The organism is Allopusillimonas ginsengisoli (genome assembly GCF_004153455.1).
Classification (GTDB): Bacteria; Pseudomonadota; Gammaproteobacteria; order Burkholderiales; family Burkholderiaceae_B; genus Allopusillimonas; species Allopusillimonas ginsengisoli.
Map to the genome: position 1 here is coordinate 469,337 of NZ_SDQE01000001.1, position 16,642 is coordinate 485,978.

A 16,642-nucleotide genomic window follows, 5' to 3' on the forward strand; every position below is an offset into this window, starting at 1 on the left:
ACTCCTTTTATAGTAAGCACTTACTATCATTTTAGGGTTGAATCATCTTTGCTAAAACGGATGTGACACAAGGATTCATACAAGCAAAATCTCGCCGAAAATGCTACAAGCAGCTAGGGTAACCAATAGGGATGAAACAAAGTAATCCGCGCCTCTGTCACAAGAACGCTGAGGGTTAATGGCTATGATGTAAATGCCCACTGTGCGAGGGAGACTCGCACTTGAAGCCCTGAGGAACGAACCCCCGCCTCAGGGCTTTTTTAGGCAGGCAACAAAAAAGCCTCCGAAGGGGCAGCTAGCTACGGGTAACTCTTAGGTAAGAATCAAAGATATGCGCGCTTTTTCCAGTGGCCGCGCCTGGCCAAAAGCCTACGATGAAGGCGCTTGAATGCGAGGGGAGAATCGGATTCAAGCAGCCCTGAGTAATCCGTCGCCGGATTCAGGGCTTCTTTTATGGCTGCAGGATATCTCCTGGAGCAAGGGAGATAGCCGCTAAGACGGTTCTTACCGCCAAAAGCCTAGGGGCTACGGGGAATGGTTTCTTAGAAGGGCATGAGTTAAATTGTAGGCGTACCCCTGAAGCACTGTGAGCTGGCCAGGTTTGCCACACCCCTAAGGCTTTTGTGCAGATGGGTGTACATTTTTCACTCAATTGTCATGCTTTATTGTGGTTTTGGGTAGAAAGTACTTAGCCCCAGCATCCCCCGCTGGGGCTTTTTTTGCAGGCAACGAAAGCCCCAGCGGGCCAATGTAGGCAACTATGCGTTGAGGATGCTCGTCAATCGTCGCGGCCAGCCGTGGAAATTTCCCCCAGGACAAATATGAGCCCGATAGCGCCTGAAATAGCCATGGTAATCTTATTGGCAAGAACGATCTGCGTGATGGTAGGGTCAACAGCCGAGGCCACCAAGCACGCAAATGGTACGGCCGTGGCGCCATTTAAGAAGTCTGTAATGGCCTTTTGCGCATTCCAACAATTACCGTCGAGCCCGTTACAGCGTCGTCGAAGAAAGCGGCGACCAGGACGTATGGTGATCGAAAGTAGTCCGGCACCTATCGTCGTCGCATTTATTAAGCTATCCGTGAGTACTGCGAGCATTACAGAATATGCACAGCCTTAAGAGCGAAAACGGCGGCGGCGGCGCCAGAAGCACCAAATAGCGTATTTAGGAACGAGGTATCCACACCGAGAACGCCGGCCACGGCAACGCCAAGCAGGGCGCCACTGGCTATCAGGCGGGCGATAGTCCACTTCGACGTTTTGGTTTTACTGGTTCTCACGACAATGCTCCAAGTCAGGATTTATGACTGTGGACAATCATTGGCTTTAGGCAAGCATGATCATTAAAATTAATCCCATCTTGGATGGGTTATCCACACATATTTCCGTCGCTCTGACTTTACCCACAGATCTCGTCTATGGAGCCTAGCATCGTGATACAAATGTATAACATTTAGGTGAATACGTCAATTAACTGATGAACGCCAACGTCTTGCCGGCGCTTGTGAACAACGCTAACAAACGGTCGCTACTTTATCTCTCACACGACACCACCGAGCCTACCCGCATCAGCCTAAATCTCCTCAAGAGAGACCATCCTTACAACGGCCACCTCTTCCTCCACTTGCGCTTCTGCCACGCGTCCCAGAGCCTGATAGCCAGAAGTAGTGCCAGGCAGCTAATGCCCGCGAGGATGAAGTAAGTACCCATGTTTAGATTCATCTCAGAGAGAAGGCTATTGTTCATCAGAACTCCCATTTCCCTTTTTCCTTCGATGTTTTTCCCGGGCTTCCTTGATGCCAACCATCAGCAAAATGGCTAAGCACCCGAGTCCAATAAGAACAAGCAGAAGTGGACTATGCATTTTCATAACTAGCCGGGCCTAGGCTGTATGAGCTGGCAGGTCATCATCCTTCCACTTGATCCGCATGTCTCGAATCAAGTCCTGAGCGATTCGTAACACCTCCTTCTTTGGCGGATCACCGTCGGCCTCCATAAGCGCGAACAATGAATCCACTGACTTCATGATGGCCCGCACGTTTGCCCAATGACATCTTTGCAGGTCGTTGAACTCTGATTCGTCAATTTGAGGGTGGTGCGTTGCCATTGCTCTCCTTTCACCGGTGTTTACCGCTTTCTGTGCTGTTCGGTGCCGATATAATCAGTATTGATTTTCTTATTTAGTTACCTAGCTATCCAAAACCTACCAAGTTGGATAGCCAATTTTGCCACTTATCGATGCAGTTAACGCAGGAACAGCACCATCAGAACCTCGTTATGATATTCCGAGCCGATCTTTGTTGCGCGCGGCTCGACACCGTACGGCTTAAAGCCGTGCTTTTTGTATAGGGCTATCGCAGCTTCATTCCCTTCTACAACGGTGAGCATGATCTGCTCCACGTGGTCACGTCCGTAATCTATCGCCGCCTGCAACAGCCCACTGGCTACCCCTTGGGCACGCAGCTCGGGCTCCACGAAAACTCCCGTTATCTGCGCCTTATGAGTATCCTTTGGGCCATCCTCTTGTTTGAAAACCGACAGTCCAACAATTTTGCCATCGACATAAGCGCCGAATGCCACGACATTTGACACACGATCTGCGAACGCTTCTAGCGGCCTTCTTGCCTCGACCTCATAGGTAGATCCGAACATCTCTGGCGCTTTCTTAAGTGCTGTCAGTCGTATCTCGCGAAAGTCCTCCACATCGACAACTCTCAGGCGGCGAATCTGCACATCAACCACAGTCCTAAACTCCTATCTCCACTACACCGGCCGAAATAATGGTCGGTTGTAATTTTTGTCCTGGTATCAAACGATTGCGAGCCTGTGGTAATCGTTCCCTTAGCTATGCCAATAGCTTGGCCTTTTGAGAAGCAAACTCCTCATCGGTCAATATGCCTTTTTCTTTGAGAGTAGCTAGCTTAGTTAACTGGTCGGCCACTGAGGACGTGGATGTGTATGTTTGGGCGTTTGGGGATCTCGGGGGCGAGGTTACTTCTTCTGCTCGAGGAGCTTCCACCGCATGCTTTTCTTTGCAAGCCCAAGCAATTGCCACAACCCAACCCACTAGAGTCCAGCCAAGAAAAATATTCACCAAAGCGATTGAATTGATATTCGCCTGCTTGCGCAAGTTTCCTTCAATAGTCGGTAGAAAATACAAGGCGATTGCGGAAATAAAGAACACGGGGGTCATTATCGCTGCAATTTGGTTTGTCCCGCTCCCGACCGCGAATGAAAATAGTACCAATGCAGCCAAAGCGAAAATACGCAAAAAAACCATCGCCACTCCTTGTTTTAATAACGTTATTTATTTTTATTTTTATAACACTTTTTGTTACGTGTGAAGTCTAGAGAATTTCGGCCTTCCGCTATCCTACCCATTTTCTCGTCGCGGATCGTTCCGCTTCATATCCGAGCAACAAGTCATCAATAGCAGCTACCCGTTTTCGCTGTCTATACAGAAAAGCAGCTGCACCACTCACCCAAAACGCGCTAGGTCGCTTGTAAACGTTACGGTCGCCCCGAACCTAGAACAAATCAATAGAGTATCTCGGCTTGGGTCAACGTCCAGATCCTGTCCCCGAAGCCCCTGCCACATCGCAAGGTAACGGTAACTGCCGTATTTCTTACCTGTCTTGATGGCCTTGGCCAAGCCGCCGGCCCACGGGAGTTCAATCAGAACTCCGGCAACCGCGTCAGCCGCAACCTCAGGACGTTCAGTAGCCATCTTCCTACCTCGCTCCCAGCAAGCAATTAACCCGCTATCGTCAGAAAACCACAATTCATTGGTGGTAAGTCCGTCGCGCAGCGGCTCTTCGATTGATCGATGGATTTTCATCACCCTACGCTCCTATAACTTGCTCGTACCAATACTGTTCACCAATGATATGGAGGGATGTGCCCTGATCACGATAATCGATAGCTTTCTGTATTTTTGTGCCATATGTGGAGTGCAGCCAATCCCGGCTTCCGACTTCACCAATCACAAGGAAGTTCACCTTCTTTGTAATGCTGTTGGTCGCAAAGCCGCCTCGATCGATTACCTGCGTGCAACACCAGTCTCTGGTGCCGCTATTGAACTTACCTGTAAAACAAAAAGTACGACCACTCGCCGCCACCTGGGGTAATGGATCGCTAAACGGGAGCGTGGTGCTATCACTCGCGTCACCGTTAAAGGGGGCGACATTTCCACCCACAGCCGCTAACAAGAGCTCCATAATCTCTTGCTCCTCGCGCTCATCCATGTACCCGTCCTGAAGCGCAGTTGCAATACGCGGGTATAGAACTTTCGCTGGCCACTGGTTTAGCGCGTTGCGGTTAGCATTCATCCAGCCAAGCAGAAACTCCACTTCGCCCTGGCAAATTGCTCCATCCGCGAGCACGCCCTTAACCAATCCGATCAGTTCGTCAATTTGTCTGGCTTCAACTGCATGAGCACGATACAAGCGATTTAAAGGTTGGCCATGCTGATCAAGCGTGCCGCGTCCAAACGTTTCGGAAAACCATCCCATACCCGCCTCCCGTCACTTACAAAAGAACATCTAATCAATTATTGGTTACTTTTTATACTCAACGCGGCACACATAAATGGTTGATTCTCCAGACCTATCCGCGCGTCTTGGCTGCCCGTTCCGCCTCGTAACCCCGCAGCAGATCATCCATGGCCGCATCTGCCCGTTGTCGCTGCTCCGTAGTAAGAGCCTGTAGACGCTCAACGGTAACTTTCCGAAGCGGCCAATCTAGCGTCAGAGGCCCCTCTATCTGGCGATCAGCATGGCTGGTATCCATCCACCCCAATTGCTTTCCAGTCCCCTGCTCCAGCTTGCGCGCCGCTTGGTTGCCCAAATTTCGTGGACGGCCTGTTTTTCGATCGAGGGCACGGTTGCGGATCTGACTTAAGTATTCCGGCGATAGGTCACACAGACGAGCGAGCGCCTCGGCAGTGCCGGCTTCAGCGATCAACAGTTCTAGATTTTCCAGACGAAGGTCTGCGGCTGATTTCATTGTGTCCACATTACAAAGCAATATGCTCAAGTAGTGAAGGAGCGAAATGCCTTGCTGTAAATAAGCGATTCGCTTAATATAAATAGCATGGACCTGCTTACTTACGTCAATTCTGGGCGCGGCCTTCGGCAGCGGCTAGCGGCTGAACTGCGTGTTCCGCCCATTCTTATTTCGCAATGGGCATTGCGACGTCGGCCTATTCCAATCGAACGATGCACCGCTATCGAGCGCGCTACCGGGTGGCAAGTTACACGTCGCGACCTTCGCCCAAACGACTGGGCCGACATCTGGCCAGAACTCAAGGGAGCGGAGCATGCTTAACCTCAATGAACATGACTGGCTTCGGACTATTCGCCAGAGTCATCCAGTACATCAAGAGCTATCTGCATTTGTTCAATCAGTTCGCGCATTTGGGCGCTCGTTAAAGCGTAGTTGGGCCCTTCATTGGATTCCTCAATCTTTTGCATGGGGCTCGTAATGAAATTGAACTTCATTACCGCAAACCCAAGGCGCGGAACAGGGCCCACCGTCCAGGCGGTTACTGGGAAAACTTGCACCGTCTCGCTCATGGTCAATCCTTTACTCAAAGTCATAGGGGGTCGGTTCCCTGATTCTACGAGTTTTGGATTGACCTCCCCTAACCCCTGGCGCCCCGAACCTGCGGACGATCGTATCCCTATAGGTCCGGGCGACGTGATCTCAATGCATCGTGTGATCCCACGTCGCGTCAGCACACGGGGGCGGCTGATTCTCGCGCTGATAGCAAAGCTCACGAAGCACAGCAGCCACTACAGCATCGGGGGCGCGACCAAGCACCCGGCGCGCAATGTCCCGAGCCTCTACCAGCGCGGCTTCCACCAGCGCTACCGCCGTCTCCCCTTCCCTATCAATTTTGTTCGCTTTCATGGTTGCCATTGTCGCCAGCCCAGGAGAATCCGTCATGCGTAATGTGTCGCAAAGCCTGATAGGCATCTTGCGTGAGGAAATCAGCGAATACAGACGGATCAACCGACTATCGCGAGAGACAGTCGCCCAAGCAATCGTTGAGGCCCATGAGCGCTTGGGGGCGGATGCGATCACAGGTCTACGGTTTGAACCTAAGACTACTGACGCCTTCGAGCGCACCAAGGTCAATGCGGACAGGATATTTCGTTGGCTGGATGACGAAACAAAAGATGGCAACCTGTTGCCGCCCAACTTTTTGCAGTCTCTGCTGGCTGGCCTACCCGATGAGGTCACCCGCCGCGCTCTGGACCGGATCCTGATGCCGTTGGGCTTTGCCGTGCGCGCGCTGGCTCTGCCTGAAAAGCTGATGCCTTTCACTGTCACCATCGCAACGAATCTTATGCGTGAACAGAATGAGGCAGGCATAGCCGTCACTGGCTTGATTGATGGCTATGACCGCAAAGAGCTGGAAGAGGCACATCAACAGGTATCCGAAGCCATCGATGCCGGCATGAAAACCCGCGCCATGATCGAGGCGAAGTTAGCGAGTACAGAGGTGACAAGGTGAAAGGTCGCCCCACCTCCCCTGCTGAAAAGCGCTTCCACGGCCAACTGTGCCGCCAGGTGGGGTGTATTGCCTGCCTACTGGACGGGCACTTCAATGATTACTGCAGCGTTCACCACATTGATGGCCGTACCAAGCCCTGGGCGCATTGGCTGGTGCTGCCACTATGCGCAGGACATCACCAAGACGGTACCGGTCGCCAAGGCCTGCTGGCGGTGCATCCGTGGAAGTTTCGCTTCGAAGAGAAATACGGGCCGCAACCGTTCCTGCTGCACGTGTGCCTGGACATCCTGCAAACCCGCCACAACATCATCGTCCCCGAGGCGCGTGCCGCCGCAAATGGGGAGTGGAGCAAAGCCGCATGAAACTTTATCTATCCGGCCCAATGACGGGCCTGCAGGATCTGAACTTCCCCGCCTTTCACCGCCACGCTGCCCACCTACGCACCGGTGGATATGAAGTCGTGAACCCCGCCGAGCTGGTCAAGGATCCTTCCACACGATGGGAAGAGTGCCTAAGGCTGGATATTGCCCAGCTAGTGCAGTGCGATGCCGTAGCGATGCTGCCAGGCTGGGAGCAATCACGCGGCGCACGCCTTGAACGCTACATCGCCCTGGAGCTGGGCATGGCCGTAGGCGATGTGACGGCATTCCTATTGATGGGCCCACGCGTGCGTACGTCCTATGTGCCACAAACAAACAACCCGGCCACTGCGCGAACAGTGCCGGGTCTTTCAACTGCACAAACTTAACGGAGATGTGCACATGAACGAAGCCATGATAAGCCCATCGGGGGCCGTTACGCAAGGGTTTTCCGCCTCGCCGGTACCGACCATGAGCAGCCGTGAAATAGCTGATCTGGCAGAGGCCCGACACAACGATGTCGTGTCCACCATAGAGAGGCTATTCAACAAAGGACTTTTACGATCAAGTCGTAAAAGCAGGATAGAAGCCACTGGGGGGCGCCCCGTCGAGGTGTATGACCTGATTGAGCGGGACGTGTACATCGTCATAGCCGGATATAGCGATGAGGTGCGCGCCCGCATCATTGATCGCTGGCAGCAGCTGGAGCGTGGTGCCCTGCCCGCCGTTCCCCAATCATTCGCCGATGCGTTACGCCTAGCTGCAGAGCAAGCAGACCAGATTGAGCGCCAGCAACAAGCCTTACAGGCAGCAGCGCCCAAGGTTGAGTTCGTTGACCGTTATGCCTCAGCGAATGGGAGCCAAGGCTTTCGTCAGGTATGCAAGCTCCTGAAGGCCAACGAGGCCCGTTTTCGCCTGTTCTTGCTAGACCAGCGCATTGCCTATCGCCTGGACGGAACGCTCACGCCATTCCAGCAGCACATTGACGCGGGCCGCTTCGAAGTCAAGACAGGCATAGCCCACGCCAATGACCGTGCGTTCGCCCAGATGCGCTTCACACCGAAGGGCGTGAACTGGGTCGCAGGTGAGTGGGGCAAATATCTGGCTGCTCAGCAACAAGAGGGGGCGCTGTCATGAAGCGGCCATCATTTCAGTTCTACCCGTCTGACTGGACCGGCAATAGCAATCTTCGACGCTGCACGCATGCAGAAAAAGGCGTTTGGCTTGAGATTCTGTGCCTGATGCATGATCAAGAACAATACGGCGTACTGCGCTGGACGCTTAAGGAAATGGCGCAGGCCGTAGGTTGCACAGTCAACCTGCTTAAAGGGTTAGTCACCAAAGGGGTGCTGAAAGGTGATGACAAACATCTTTCTGAAGCCTACATATACACACCTCGCAGTGGTCGAAGAGACGGTGAACCCATCACCTTAGTAGACACCCAAGCCGGACCAATTTGGTATTCAAGTCGCATGGTCAAGGATGAATATGTCCGCACCATTCGGGGGGAATCCTCACGCTTTGGTGAGGGTAATGATGCTGCATCAAAGAAGGCACCAAAGGACGCACCAAAGCCTTCACCAAAGCCCCCCTTAGGTGACGGCTCTTCATCTTCTTCTTCATCTTCTTATTCCGTTCCTAACGGAACGGGCGGCTCGCCGCCTGAACAGCCTGTGGATAAATCGCCCGATCAGATGACCAAAGACGAGCTATGGGCAGTCGGGAAAAGCTTGCTCAAAGAAGCGGGAATGCCCGCTACGCAGTGCGGAAGCTTCGTTGGCAAGCTGGTCAAGGATCACACCGCCGACATCGTCGTGCAAGCGGTACGCAGCGCCGTACTCGAACGGCCAGCAGATCCAGCCTCGTTCCTCAAAGCCACGTGCCAACGCCTAGCGGGCACACGAAACCCGGGAGTTAAACATGGAAATTTTGAGCAGCAAGATTATCGCGAAGGGGTTGCCGCAGATGGGACATTCTGATGTGGCTTCCGTAGATGCTGCCGCCCTCATCGGTGCCGAGATCAAAAAGGCGCAATATGCGGCCGCTAAGCAACGGAACGAATCCATCGCCCAGGATGTATTCCGCCGCGCAGCGATTCCGCCCCGCTTTGCAGCTCGAAAGCTAAGCACCTTCAATGCCCATTGCGATTCCGCAGCCGAAGCATTGAACATTGCCCGAAGCTATGCCAGCGATTTTGATGGGGTGTTGGAAACCGGTAGAAGTTTGATTTTTGTGGGTGGGGTGGGCGCTGGCAAAACCCACCTTGCCACAGGCATTGCTCACTCGGTGATGGAGCAAGGGTATTGCGCGCTGTTCTCATCCGTGATTGGAGCCGTTCGAAGCGTGAAGGAAACCTATCGGCGCGATAGCAGTAAATCCGAGAGCGATGCCATCCTGGCTTTGATCAAGCCTGACTTGCTGATTCTGGACGAAGTGGGCGTCCAGTTCGGCAGCGATGCTGAGAAATTGATCTTGTTCGAAATCATCAACGGCCGGTACGAGCATATGCGCCCTACCATCGTCATCAGCAACTTGGCTCTCGCTGGCCTGAAAGAATACCTAGGCGAACGAATCATAGACCGCCTACGCGAAGGAGGTGGCAAACAGGTTGTATTCGACTGGCCAAGCTACCGGTTGCGGAGGCCATCATGACTGTTCAATGCGTCGATTGCAGTCATTTCCATCTTCGGGAAGCCAAAGGTATGGCGTACCAAGGTTTCGGTCATTGCGGGCTGCTTAATTCGGGGGCGACATTCTTGGTGGCACGCTATGACCGCAACTGTGCCGGCTTCGAGCCATCACCACCCATCGTTGCCCAGGATCGCCGCGGCTGGATTGAAAGCCAGCGACAGCAGCTACGCGAACAGGTGATGCGACATGCGTAAGTACCCTGCCACTTCGATGCAACGCCTGCAGGCGCTTGGCCGACTCAAAGCGGGGGCGATGAACAAAACCGAAGCCGCCTACTGCCGCTTGCTCGAGCAGCGCCGGCACATTGGCGAGATCCTGTGGTTTCGCTTCGAGGGCATCAAACTGCGCCTGGCAGACAACACCTTTCTGACCGTGGACTTCTCCATCATGCGCGCTGACAAAGTGATCGAGATGGTGGACGTAAAGGGCAGCAAGGCCATTTTCGCGGATGACGCCCGGGCAAAGATGAAGATCGCCGCCGATCAGTATCCGTTCATTTTCAAAGCCGTCTACCCCAAAGCAAAGCGCGACGGGGGCGGATGGGATGTAGAGGAATTCTAGGTGTGATGGAGAAAGCAATGGACACAGCAGCAACACCCTATGAAGCATACTCAGGCGCGTTCTGGGAAGAAACCACCGGGCAGAATCCGAAGATGGAAGCACCCAACGCGAAAGAAGCGAAGCAAAGATGCAACCGTACGCTAGATATCGAACCCGTTAAATTCATTTGCCGGTGCTGGCGATGCAGAGCAAGCGGTGTTGCAGTTTCGGATATGGGGCCACTAGACCGCGCCTTGGCGCGCAATATCCTGCGTATGAATTCAGACCAGCAGGAACGGTGGCTTACGCATTGGGCCGCCAATCCCAATCACGGTGAGCTAGGCAAAGCCAAGCTACTTGCCTGGATGGCTATAGAGGGAGGCGAGAACCGCCCTGAGCCAGTATATTTTGCGAGGGAAGTCCTATGGTAGAGCGGCCACCGTTTCGTCACGCGGTCGAAGCTTTGACGTATCTTTTCAATCCTGAAAGGACTACTTGTGATCGCCCTCCGGCGGCGCGCCTGGCCGACAAGCGCCGCAGCGAGCCGGGTATTATGTCTGGCCTTGACGGTGCGGCCACGGCGGCAAGCGCTACCGCGATGATCAAAGGTAGGCTCACACCATTGCAAATGGCTATCCTAACGTGCCGCTATGCACCAGTCAGGCTACGTTGCAACTGCAAGTCCGATTGTTGTTCAGGTTGGCGCACCAACCCAGCATGGCGAGAGGCAGTGAGCTATGTTGCCTTTGATGCGATATATCAGGCAACGATGGGAGAAGGAGCTAACCATCGATTCGCATCCGCCGTTCTGCTTCGTGAATATGGAAAGCAGAAAATCGCGCTTACCGACTTGGGTGCTGACCTTGGCATGTCTCTAGGCACTTGTACCAATCAGCGACGAAGGTTATTGGACTGGCTCTTGCGACCGAAGGGGCAGTCTGACAAAAAAAATAAGAATGATTCGTTGGCGCGCTCTGCTTTACCCTTGGGTAAAGAGCCTATTGCTTTCGCAGCCGCCGAGGAAGCGCTGCGGCTGGGTGGGTTTATAGAGTGACTCGAACAACGATTCTTGACCGCGTGAAAAAACACTGTCAAAATGCATAGCAATTACCACGTTGGTAATTGCGCCTACAGAAACCCGCCCATCGAAAGAGAGGCGGGTTTTATGTTCTGACCTTCAGTTCCATCTGCCGTCCGCTTTCGCGTGGGCGATGAAGGCTTCGATGGTTTTAGATGGTACATCCTTACGTAACAATCGCTCAAGTACGGCAAGGCGCCGCGAATCATCCTCCAGGTCAGCATAAGGAACCGGCACAGGAACGTCTTCGTATCCGAGTACGCTGTATTCTTTTTTGTCGTCCTGCGCAGTGATTCGCAATCTATGTTGCTGATCATCGTCAAGTATTTTGTCTATCTCATTATTATCCATATCGTTTTCCTCTACGTGGTGGTGTAGGCTTAATAAGATAACACCTAACTGACAGACGTTCTCACCCTTGGCCTCTAGCAAGAGGCTTTTCACGCCCCGCTTGAATCTCACGGTTCGGCGGGGCGTTCGTTTTGGAGTAACGAATGATTGCTTTCCTCATCGGCTTTGTCACTGGCGCTGGCCTGGCTGAGATCTCTTGCCAGTACGTGGCTGGTTTCAGCCTGGCCCGTGAAGTATGGAATGCGGTCGTTCGCACGGTACGTTGATGGCCCGGTTAAGGATGCTCAAGCCCACGCTGCCAATGGTCAGCACGATCAGCACGGCCAAGGTGGCGCCATCAACACGCATGACCGGTCGCAAGCTGCAAGACAGACGGCTTCGCATATGGTCGGCCAGTCCGTACTGTGCGGGCTGCGGTCGGCTCACCCTCTTTCCCAATGGCTTTGAGCTTGATCACAAGGTAGCGCTCTTTGAGGGTGGGCCTGACACCGACGGAAACTGTCAGATCCTGTGTGTGTACATCGATGACTCAGACCGCAAGGCTGGATGCCACGTGGACAAGACCGCACAGGATTTGGGGTTCAAGAGGTAAGGATGGCCAGGCAGGTGATCGTAATCAAGCTGCGCGTGGCGTGGTGGTTCCGCTGGTACCTGTTTGGTGTTCTGACCATGGCGCAGCTGACAGGCTTGCAGCCAGACCCGCAGCGCGTGGGCCGATGGCTGGCCAGAGCGGTGAGCATCAAGGTGCTGCGCTGACCCCCGGGGGGGGCATGAAAAGTTCAGGGCCGCGCGGGCTTGGAAACCGCACCCCCTCTCACGCGTAGATTTTTTCCCCTTCATGAACTTTGTTAACCGAGGTTGTTAATGGCATTAACCGACAAAAAGCGCCGATTCGTCGCTGCGTTGCAGTCGGGGCTGTCTGGCGCAAAGGCCGCAATACAAGCGGGTTATAGCGAAAACGGCGCAGCACAGGCAGCGGCCCGGCTCAAGAAAGATCCGGACGTGATGGCTGCGCTTGCTCGCAACGTTAAGGTTAACAACGTTAACAACAAGGAGTCAGGGGCAACTGACGCCAGTGCCAACGATACTGACGCTGGCAACGAAGGCCAGAATCTTGGCGCCATTGGGCTATCCGCACTTGGGCTGACGTCTGACCCGAAGAAAGTCTTGGTCGCGATCATGAACGACCAGCTCGAGGATCCTAAGCTGCGCCTGGACGCCGCCAAAGCGCTGATGCCCTTCACGCATCCCAAGGTGGCGGATCAGGGAAAGAAAGATGCAAGAGCAGATGCCGCCAAGAAGGCGGGTGCAGGAAGGTTTGCGCCACCTCCCCCGCCGCTTCGGATGATTCCTGGCGGGAAGTAACCCATGGAATGGACTACTGCTTGTCCAGATTGGGCTGATCGGCTCAAAGCGGGGCAATCCATCATTCCTGCGCCGATCTTTCCGGTGCAGGGTGAGTACGCGCTTGGCATCTTCAAGCAGCTCCGGGTGGTCGACCTGCCAGGCAAGCCGACCTTCGGCGAGTGCTGCGACGAATGGGTGTTCGACTTCGTCAAGGCGATCTTCGGTGCTTATGACGCCGACACCGGAAACCAGTTGATCCGAGAGTTCTTTCTGCTCATCAGCAAAAAGAACACTAAATCGACCATCGCAGCCGGCATCATGGTCACTGCGCTCATCATCTGCTGGCGAGAGGAAGAGGAACACTTGATTCTGGCACCCACTAAGGAGGTAGCCGATAACAGTTTTAAGCCTGCTGCTGGAATGATCCGCGCCGACGATGAGCTCTCGGACATGTTCCACATTCAGGACTACACCCGCACGATCACTCACCGAGTCACACGCGCCTCGCTCAAGGTCGTGGCCGCAGACACTGACACCGTATCGGGCAAGAAGTCCGGTCGCATCCTGGTCGATGAGCTTTGGGTGTTTGGCAAGAAGGCGAATGCGGCTGCGATGTTCCTGGAGGCTACCGGCGGTCAGATATCGCGCAATGAGGGATGGGTCATCTATCTGTCCACGCAAAGCGATGAACCTCCGGCTGGCGTGTTCAAAGAGAAGCTTGACTACTACCGGGACGTGCGCGACGGCAATATTCATGATCCTCGTTCGCTGCCGGTGCTCTATGAGTTTCCAGAGGACATGGTCAAGTCCAAAGCCTACATGGAGCCGGTCAACTTCCATATTACTAACCCCAATATGGGACGCTCGGTCAGTTCGGAATGGCTGGAGGACCAGCTGCGCAAGCATCGAGCCAAAACGGATGGCTCGTTCCAGCAGTTCCTGGCCAAGCATCTGAACATCGAAATCGGCATGAACCTGCGCAGCGACCGCTGGGCCGGCGCCGACCACTGGGAGCCTCAGGGGCAGCGCGGCCTGACGCTGGAAGAACTGCTGGATCGTTCGGAGGTTGTCACTGCCGGGGTTGACGGGGGCGGCCTGGATGACTTGCTGGGTGCGGGCGTCATTGGTCGAGAGAAAGATACGGGCAACTGGCTTCATTGGGGCCGCGCTTGGGCCCACCCTTCAGTGCTTGAGCGCCGCAAAGAAACTGCGCCTCGCTTGCTGGACTTTTCCAATGACGGGGACCTGGTGATGGTAGAGCGCATCGGCGACGACGTGCGCGAGCTGGCCAGCATCCTTAAACAGATCTATGACCGTGGCCTGTTCCCGGAAAAGAACGCGATTGGTCTGGACCAGATTGGCATTAGCTTTGAAGAGGCATTTGCTGACGCAGAGATCCCGGATGAGCTGCTCGTTGGTATCAGCCAAGGGTACAAGCTTGGCGGGACGATCAAGACCGTAGAGCGAAAGATGGCCGAGGGCACCTTTATACACTGCGCGCAGCCACTGATGGCCTGGTGTGTAGGTAATGCCCGGATTGAGCAACGTGCGAACTCAATCCTTATCACCAAGCAAGCAAGTGGCACAGCAAAAATCGATCCAGTGATGGCCATGTTGGACGCATCGCAACTTATGGCATTGAATCCTGAGGCATCCGGTCACTCGGTCTACGAGACGCGCGGAATCCGATTCATTTAGGGCGACTATGGGACTTTTTAATATATTCCGGCATAAGCAGCCGGAGGCCAGTGCTCGCCCTCAGGCATCGGCCCAAGGTCATTCGTTCAGCGGAATGGATGATCCCGCTTTGCTTGAATACATACGTGCGGGGCATAAAAGTGATGAGGCGCTACGAAACATGGCAGCCCTTCGCTGTGTATCGCTGATATGCGAATCCATAGGCATGTTGCCTGCAAACGTTATACGCAGCGGCCCGGAAAAGCAGTTGGCGAAAGAACATCCGTCCTACCGTCTACTCAAACTGCGGCCCAACACATGGCAAACGCCCTATGAGTTCAAGAGCCAGATGCAGCTATCAGCTCTCATGCATGGCGATGCTTACGCTCGAATAGTTTGGTCACGCAACAAGCCCGTCATGTGGGTTCCGTTGCCTTTCGAGAGTGTGAAGGCCAAGTTGCGCGACGACTGGACAATGGTTTACGAGTACACGCGCAAGGACGGCGGATTGATAACGCTTGAGCAGCGCGATGTCTTCCATCTGCGGGATCTGAGCCTGGATGGCGTAGCTGGCCTGTCCCGTATGAGACTGGCGCGAGGGGCTATCAAGCTCGCGCAGGACGCCGAGACAGCCGCAGCCAAGATATTTGAGACCGGCAATATGGCTGGCGGCGCCATTGAGGTGCCCAAAGGACTTTCAGATCAAGCCTATGCCCGTATGCAGAAATCCTTGCGCGAGGATTATTCGGGTGTGGAGAACAGCGGTAAGTGGATGATCCTCGAAGAACAGGCTAAAGCCAATAAGTTCGCCGCCACCGCTAAAGAATCGCAGCACATAGAAAATCGCAACGCTCAGATTGAAGAGGTTGCCAGAGCATTTGGGGTCCCTCGACCGCTACTGATGATGGATGACACCAGCTGGGGTTCGGGCATAGAGCAGTTGGGAATCTTCTTTATTCAATATGGCTTGCAGCATTGGTTCACTGCCTGGGAGCAGGCCATTGCCCGATCCATGTTCTCGGATGCGGAAATGGACCAGCTGTATGTGAAGTTCAACGAAAAGGCCTTGCTGCGAGGCACGCTCAAGGATCAGTCGGATGGGTTTGCCAAGGCGCTAGGCGCTGGTGGCATCGCCCCGTGGATGACTCAAAACGAGGTGCGCGACAACTTGGATATGCCTGCATTCGATGATCCACAGGCCAACCAGTTACGCAACCCCATGACACAGAAAGGAAAAGGCGATGAGTCTGATAAAGCTGCCGGAAATTAACGCCAGCGCGATCAGCCGTGTACGGTTCGATGCGCGCCCGGATGCGCTGGAACGTTGGCAACCGGACATCCGCTCGGCTGCGAGCGAGGATGCGTCTATCTCCATCTACGACACGATTGGCTGGTCATGGGAGGGCGACGGCGTCACTGCCAAGCGCATTTCGGCGGCCCTTCGCGCCATCGGTGACCGCGATGTGACGGTCAACGTCAACTCCCCCGGCGGTGATTTCTTTGAGGGTGTAGCGATCTACAACCTGTTGCGCGCCCATCCGCACAAGGTGACGGTGCAAGTAATGGGACTGGCGGCGTCTGCGGCCTCTGTTATTGCGATGGCCGGCGACGAGATACTTATGGGTGATGGAGCATTTCTCATGATCCATAACGCCTGGGCCATTGCGATTGGCAACCGGCACGATATGGCCGCTGCCTCTGCGCAGCTTGCGCCGTTCGACGCTGCCATGGCAGACGTGTACGCGGCCCGATCAGGCATGACCAGCGAACAGACCGCTGCGCTCATGGACAAAGAGACTTGGATCAACGCCAGTCAGGCGGTAGAGGATGGTTTCGCAACCGGATTGATCGAAGATTCGCAAATCACACATGACACCAATTCACAGGGCCAGAAAAAATACTTGGCTCTGGTTGAAGCCTCCATGGCCAAGGCTGGGCACTCACGCTCGATGCGCCGGAATGTCTTCAAAAACCTATTTTCTGGCAAGCCGGGCGCTGCCGGAAAAGATGCCACGCCGCGCGCTGGTACTGACATCGCAGCTCAGCTGCAACACCTCCTGAATACAATCAAAGGAAACTGA

The 16,642-nt window shown here is 54.4% G+C and carries 28 protein-coding genes; 18 read left to right on the top strand and 10 right to left on the bottom strand.

What is annotated here, in order from left to right:
* Window positions 1-1,098: 1,098 nt before the first annotated feature.
* The 7 genes from ERE07_RS02380 to ERE07_RS02410 form a co-directional block, all read right to left on the bottom strand.
* Complete coding sequence (locus tag ERE07_RS02380; protein ID WP_130007202.1) at window positions 1,099-1,281, bottom strand: hypothetical protein; 183 nt, start codon at window positions 1,279-1,281, stop codon at window positions 1,099-1,101.
* Between the two features lie 602 nt (window positions 1,282-1,883).
* Window positions 1,884-2,108 carry a hypothetical protein gene (locus ERE07_RS02385; protein ID WP_130007203.1) on the bottom strand — a complete coding sequence of 75 codons (225 nt, stop codon included), beginning with the start codon at window positions 2,106-2,108 and terminating at the stop codon, window positions 1,884-1,886.
* Between the two features lie 137 nt (window positions 2,109-2,245).
* Window positions 2,246-2,743, bottom strand: a complete 498-nt coding sequence (locus ERE07_RS02390; RefSeq protein WP_130007204.1) for a GNAT family N-acetyltransferase — start codon at window positions 2,741-2,743, stop codon at window positions 2,246-2,248.
* Between the two features lie 103 nt (window positions 2,744-2,846).
* The gene (locus tag ERE07_RS02395; protein ID WP_130007205.1) at window positions 2,847-3,281 is read right to left on the bottom strand and encodes a superinfection immunity protein; all 435 of its coding nucleotides are present in this window, start codon (window positions 3,279-3,281) and stop codon (window positions 2,847-2,849) included.
* A 198-nt stretch (window positions 3,282-3,479) separates the two neighbouring features.
* On the bottom strand, window positions 3,480-3,839 hold the full coding sequence (locus ERE07_RS02400; RefSeq protein WP_130007206.1) for a hypothetical protein: 360 nt from the start codon (window positions 3,837-3,839) through the stop codon (window positions 3,480-3,482).
* A gap of 4 nt (window positions 3,840-3,843) precedes the next feature.
* Complete coding sequence (locus ERE07_RS02405) at window positions 3,844-4,512, bottom strand: BRCT domain-containing protein (protein ID WP_130007207.1); 669 nt, start codon at window positions 4,510-4,512, stop codon at window positions 3,844-3,846.
* A 94-nt stretch (window positions 4,513-4,606) separates the two neighbouring features.
* A complete protein-coding gene (locus ERE07_RS02410; protein WP_130007208.1) occupies window positions 4,607-5,005 on the bottom strand; it encodes a hypothetical protein in 399 nt (132 codons plus the stop codon).
* 87 nt (window positions 5,006-5,092) lie between these two features.
* On the opposite strand from ERE07_RS02410, the gene ERE07_RS02415 reads away from it, so the two are divergent.
* On the top strand, window positions 5,093-5,326 hold the full coding sequence (locus ERE07_RS02415; RefSeq protein WP_130007209.1) for a transcriptional regulator: 234 nt from the start codon (window positions 5,093-5,095) through the stop codon (window positions 5,324-5,326).
* Window positions 5,327-5,352: 26 nt separating this feature from the next.
* Here ERE07_RS02415 and ERE07_RS02420 read toward each other — a convergent pair whose 3' ends face one another.
* Together ERE07_RS02420 and ERE07_RS02425 are read right to left on the bottom strand one after the other, a co-directional pair.
* Window positions 5,353-5,574: a hypothetical protein gene (locus tag ERE07_RS02420; protein ID WP_167670705.1), complete on the bottom strand. Its 222-nt coding sequence runs from the start codon at window positions 5,572-5,574 to the stop codon at window positions 5,353-5,355.
* A 130-nt stretch (window positions 5,575-5,704) separates the two neighbouring features.
* Window positions 5,705-5,911: a hypothetical protein gene (locus tag ERE07_RS02425; RefSeq protein WP_130007211.1), complete on the bottom strand. Its 207-nt coding sequence runs from the start codon at window positions 5,909-5,911 to the stop codon at window positions 5,705-5,707.
* 34 nt (window positions 5,912-5,945) lie between these two features.
* Between ERE07_RS02425 and ERE07_RS02430 the strand changes: the two genes are divergently transcribed.
* From ERE07_RS02430 to ERE07_RS02475, 10 genes are all read left to right on the top strand, one after another.
* On the top strand, window positions 5,946-6,518 hold the full coding sequence (locus tag ERE07_RS02430; protein ID WP_130007212.1) for a hypothetical protein: 573 nt from the start codon (window positions 5,946-5,948) through the stop codon (window positions 6,516-6,518).
* The gene (locus ERE07_RS02435) at window positions 6,515-6,880 is read left to right on the top strand and encodes a Ref family recombination enhancement nuclease (RefSeq protein ID WP_130007213.1); all 366 of its coding nucleotides are present in this window, start codon (window positions 6,515-6,517) and stop codon (window positions 6,878-6,880) included. The genes ERE07_RS02430 and ERE07_RS02435 overlap by 4 nt, the downstream gene beginning before the upstream one ends.
* On the top strand, window positions 6,877-7,266 hold the full coding sequence (locus ERE07_RS02440; protein WP_130007214.1) for a DUF4406 domain-containing protein: 390 nt from the start codon (window positions 6,877-6,879) through the stop codon (window positions 7,264-7,266). Before ERE07_RS02435 ends, ERE07_RS02440 begins: the two co-directional genes overlap by 4 nt.
* Before the next feature lie 13 nt (window positions 7,267-7,279).
* Complete coding sequence (locus tag ERE07_RS02445; protein WP_245153359.1) at window positions 7,280-8,014, top strand: phage antirepressor KilAC domain-containing protein; 735 nt, start codon at window positions 7,280-7,282, stop codon at window positions 8,012-8,014.
* The gene (locus tag ERE07_RS21795; RefSeq protein ID WP_209021063.1) at window positions 8,011-8,856 is read left to right on the top strand and encodes a hypothetical protein; all 846 of its coding nucleotides are present in this window, start codon (window positions 8,011-8,013) and stop codon (window positions 8,854-8,856) included. The genes ERE07_RS02445 and ERE07_RS21795 overlap by 4 nt, the downstream gene beginning before the upstream one ends.
* Window position 8,857: 1 nt before the next feature.
* A complete protein-coding gene (locus ERE07_RS02455; protein ID WP_245153360.1) occupies window positions 8,858-9,529 on the top strand; it encodes an ATP-binding protein in 672 nt (223 codons plus the stop codon).
* A complete protein-coding gene (locus ERE07_RS02460; protein ID WP_130007216.1) occupies window positions 9,526-9,762 on the top strand; it encodes a hypothetical protein in 237 nt (78 codons plus the stop codon). The genes ERE07_RS02455 and ERE07_RS02460 overlap by 4 nt, the downstream gene beginning before the upstream one ends.
* Entirely contained in the window at window positions 9,755-10,129 is a 375-nt protein-coding gene (locus tag ERE07_RS02465) for a DUF1064 domain-containing protein (RefSeq protein ID WP_245153362.1), read from the top strand. Before ERE07_RS02460 ends, ERE07_RS02465 begins: the two co-directional genes overlap by 8 nt.
* A 17-nt stretch (window positions 10,130-10,146) precedes the next feature.
* On the top strand, window positions 10,147-10,539 hold the full coding sequence (locus ERE07_RS02470) for a hypothetical protein (RefSeq protein ID WP_130007217.1): 393 nt from the start codon (window positions 10,147-10,149) through the stop codon (window positions 10,537-10,539).
* Window positions 10,540-10,838: 299 nt separating this feature from the next.
* Window positions 10,839-11,162: a hypothetical protein gene (locus tag ERE07_RS02475; protein WP_130007218.1), complete on the top strand. Its 324-nt coding sequence runs from the start codon at window positions 10,839-10,841 to the stop codon at window positions 11,160-11,162.
* Window positions 11,163-11,285: 123 nt separating this feature from the next.
* Here ERE07_RS02475 and ERE07_RS02480 read toward each other — a convergent pair whose 3' ends face one another.
* Window positions 11,286-11,537, bottom strand: a complete 252-nt coding sequence (locus ERE07_RS02480; protein WP_130007219.1) for a hypothetical protein — start codon at window positions 11,535-11,537, stop codon at window positions 11,286-11,288.
* A gap of 143 nt (window positions 11,538-11,680) precedes the next feature.
* Here ERE07_RS02480 and ERE07_RS22155 point away from each other — a divergent pair, with 143 nt between their 5' ends.
* From ERE07_RS22155 to ERE07_RS02505, 7 genes are all read left to right on the top strand, one after another.
* The gene (locus ERE07_RS22155) at window positions 11,681-11,803 is read left to right on the top strand and encodes a hypothetical protein (RefSeq protein WP_280634347.1); all 123 of its coding nucleotides are present in this window, start codon (window positions 11,681-11,683) and stop codon (window positions 11,801-11,803) included.
* Complete coding sequence (locus ERE07_RS02485) at window positions 11,803-12,129, top strand: HNH endonuclease signature motif containing protein (RefSeq protein WP_130007220.1); 327 nt, start codon at window positions 11,803-11,805, stop codon at window positions 12,127-12,129. The genes ERE07_RS22155 and ERE07_RS02485 overlap by 1 nt, the downstream gene beginning before the upstream one ends.
* Before the next feature lie 14 nt (window positions 12,130-12,143).
* Window positions 12,144-12,293 carry a hypothetical protein gene (locus ERE07_RS21600; protein ID WP_167670682.1) on the top strand — a complete coding sequence of 50 codons (150 nt, stop codon included), beginning with the start codon at window positions 12,144-12,146 and terminating at the stop codon, window positions 12,291-12,293.
* Between the two features lie 108 nt (window positions 12,294-12,401).
* Window positions 12,402-12,902, top strand: coding sequence for a terminase small subunit (locus ERE07_RS02490; protein WP_130007221.1), 501 nt, complete (start codon window positions 12,402-12,404; stop codon window positions 12,900-12,902).
* A gap of 3 nt (window positions 12,903-12,905) precedes the next feature.
* Window positions 12,906-14,582 carry a terminase large subunit gene (locus tag ERE07_RS02495; RefSeq protein WP_130007222.1) on the top strand — a complete coding sequence of 559 codons (1,677 nt, stop codon included), beginning with the start codon at window positions 12,906-12,908 and terminating at the stop codon, window positions 14,580-14,582.
* 7 nt (window positions 14,583-14,589) lie between these two features.
* Window positions 14,590-15,831: a phage portal protein gene (locus ERE07_RS02500; RefSeq protein WP_130007223.1), complete on the top strand. Its 1,242-nt coding sequence runs from the start codon at window positions 14,590-14,592 to the stop codon at window positions 15,829-15,831.
* On the top strand, window positions 15,803-16,642 hold the full coding sequence (locus tag ERE07_RS02505; protein ID WP_130007224.1) for a head maturation protease, ClpP-related: 840 nt from the start codon (window positions 15,803-15,805) through the stop codon (window positions 16,640-16,642). The genes ERE07_RS02500 and ERE07_RS02505 overlap by 29 nt, the downstream gene beginning before the upstream one ends.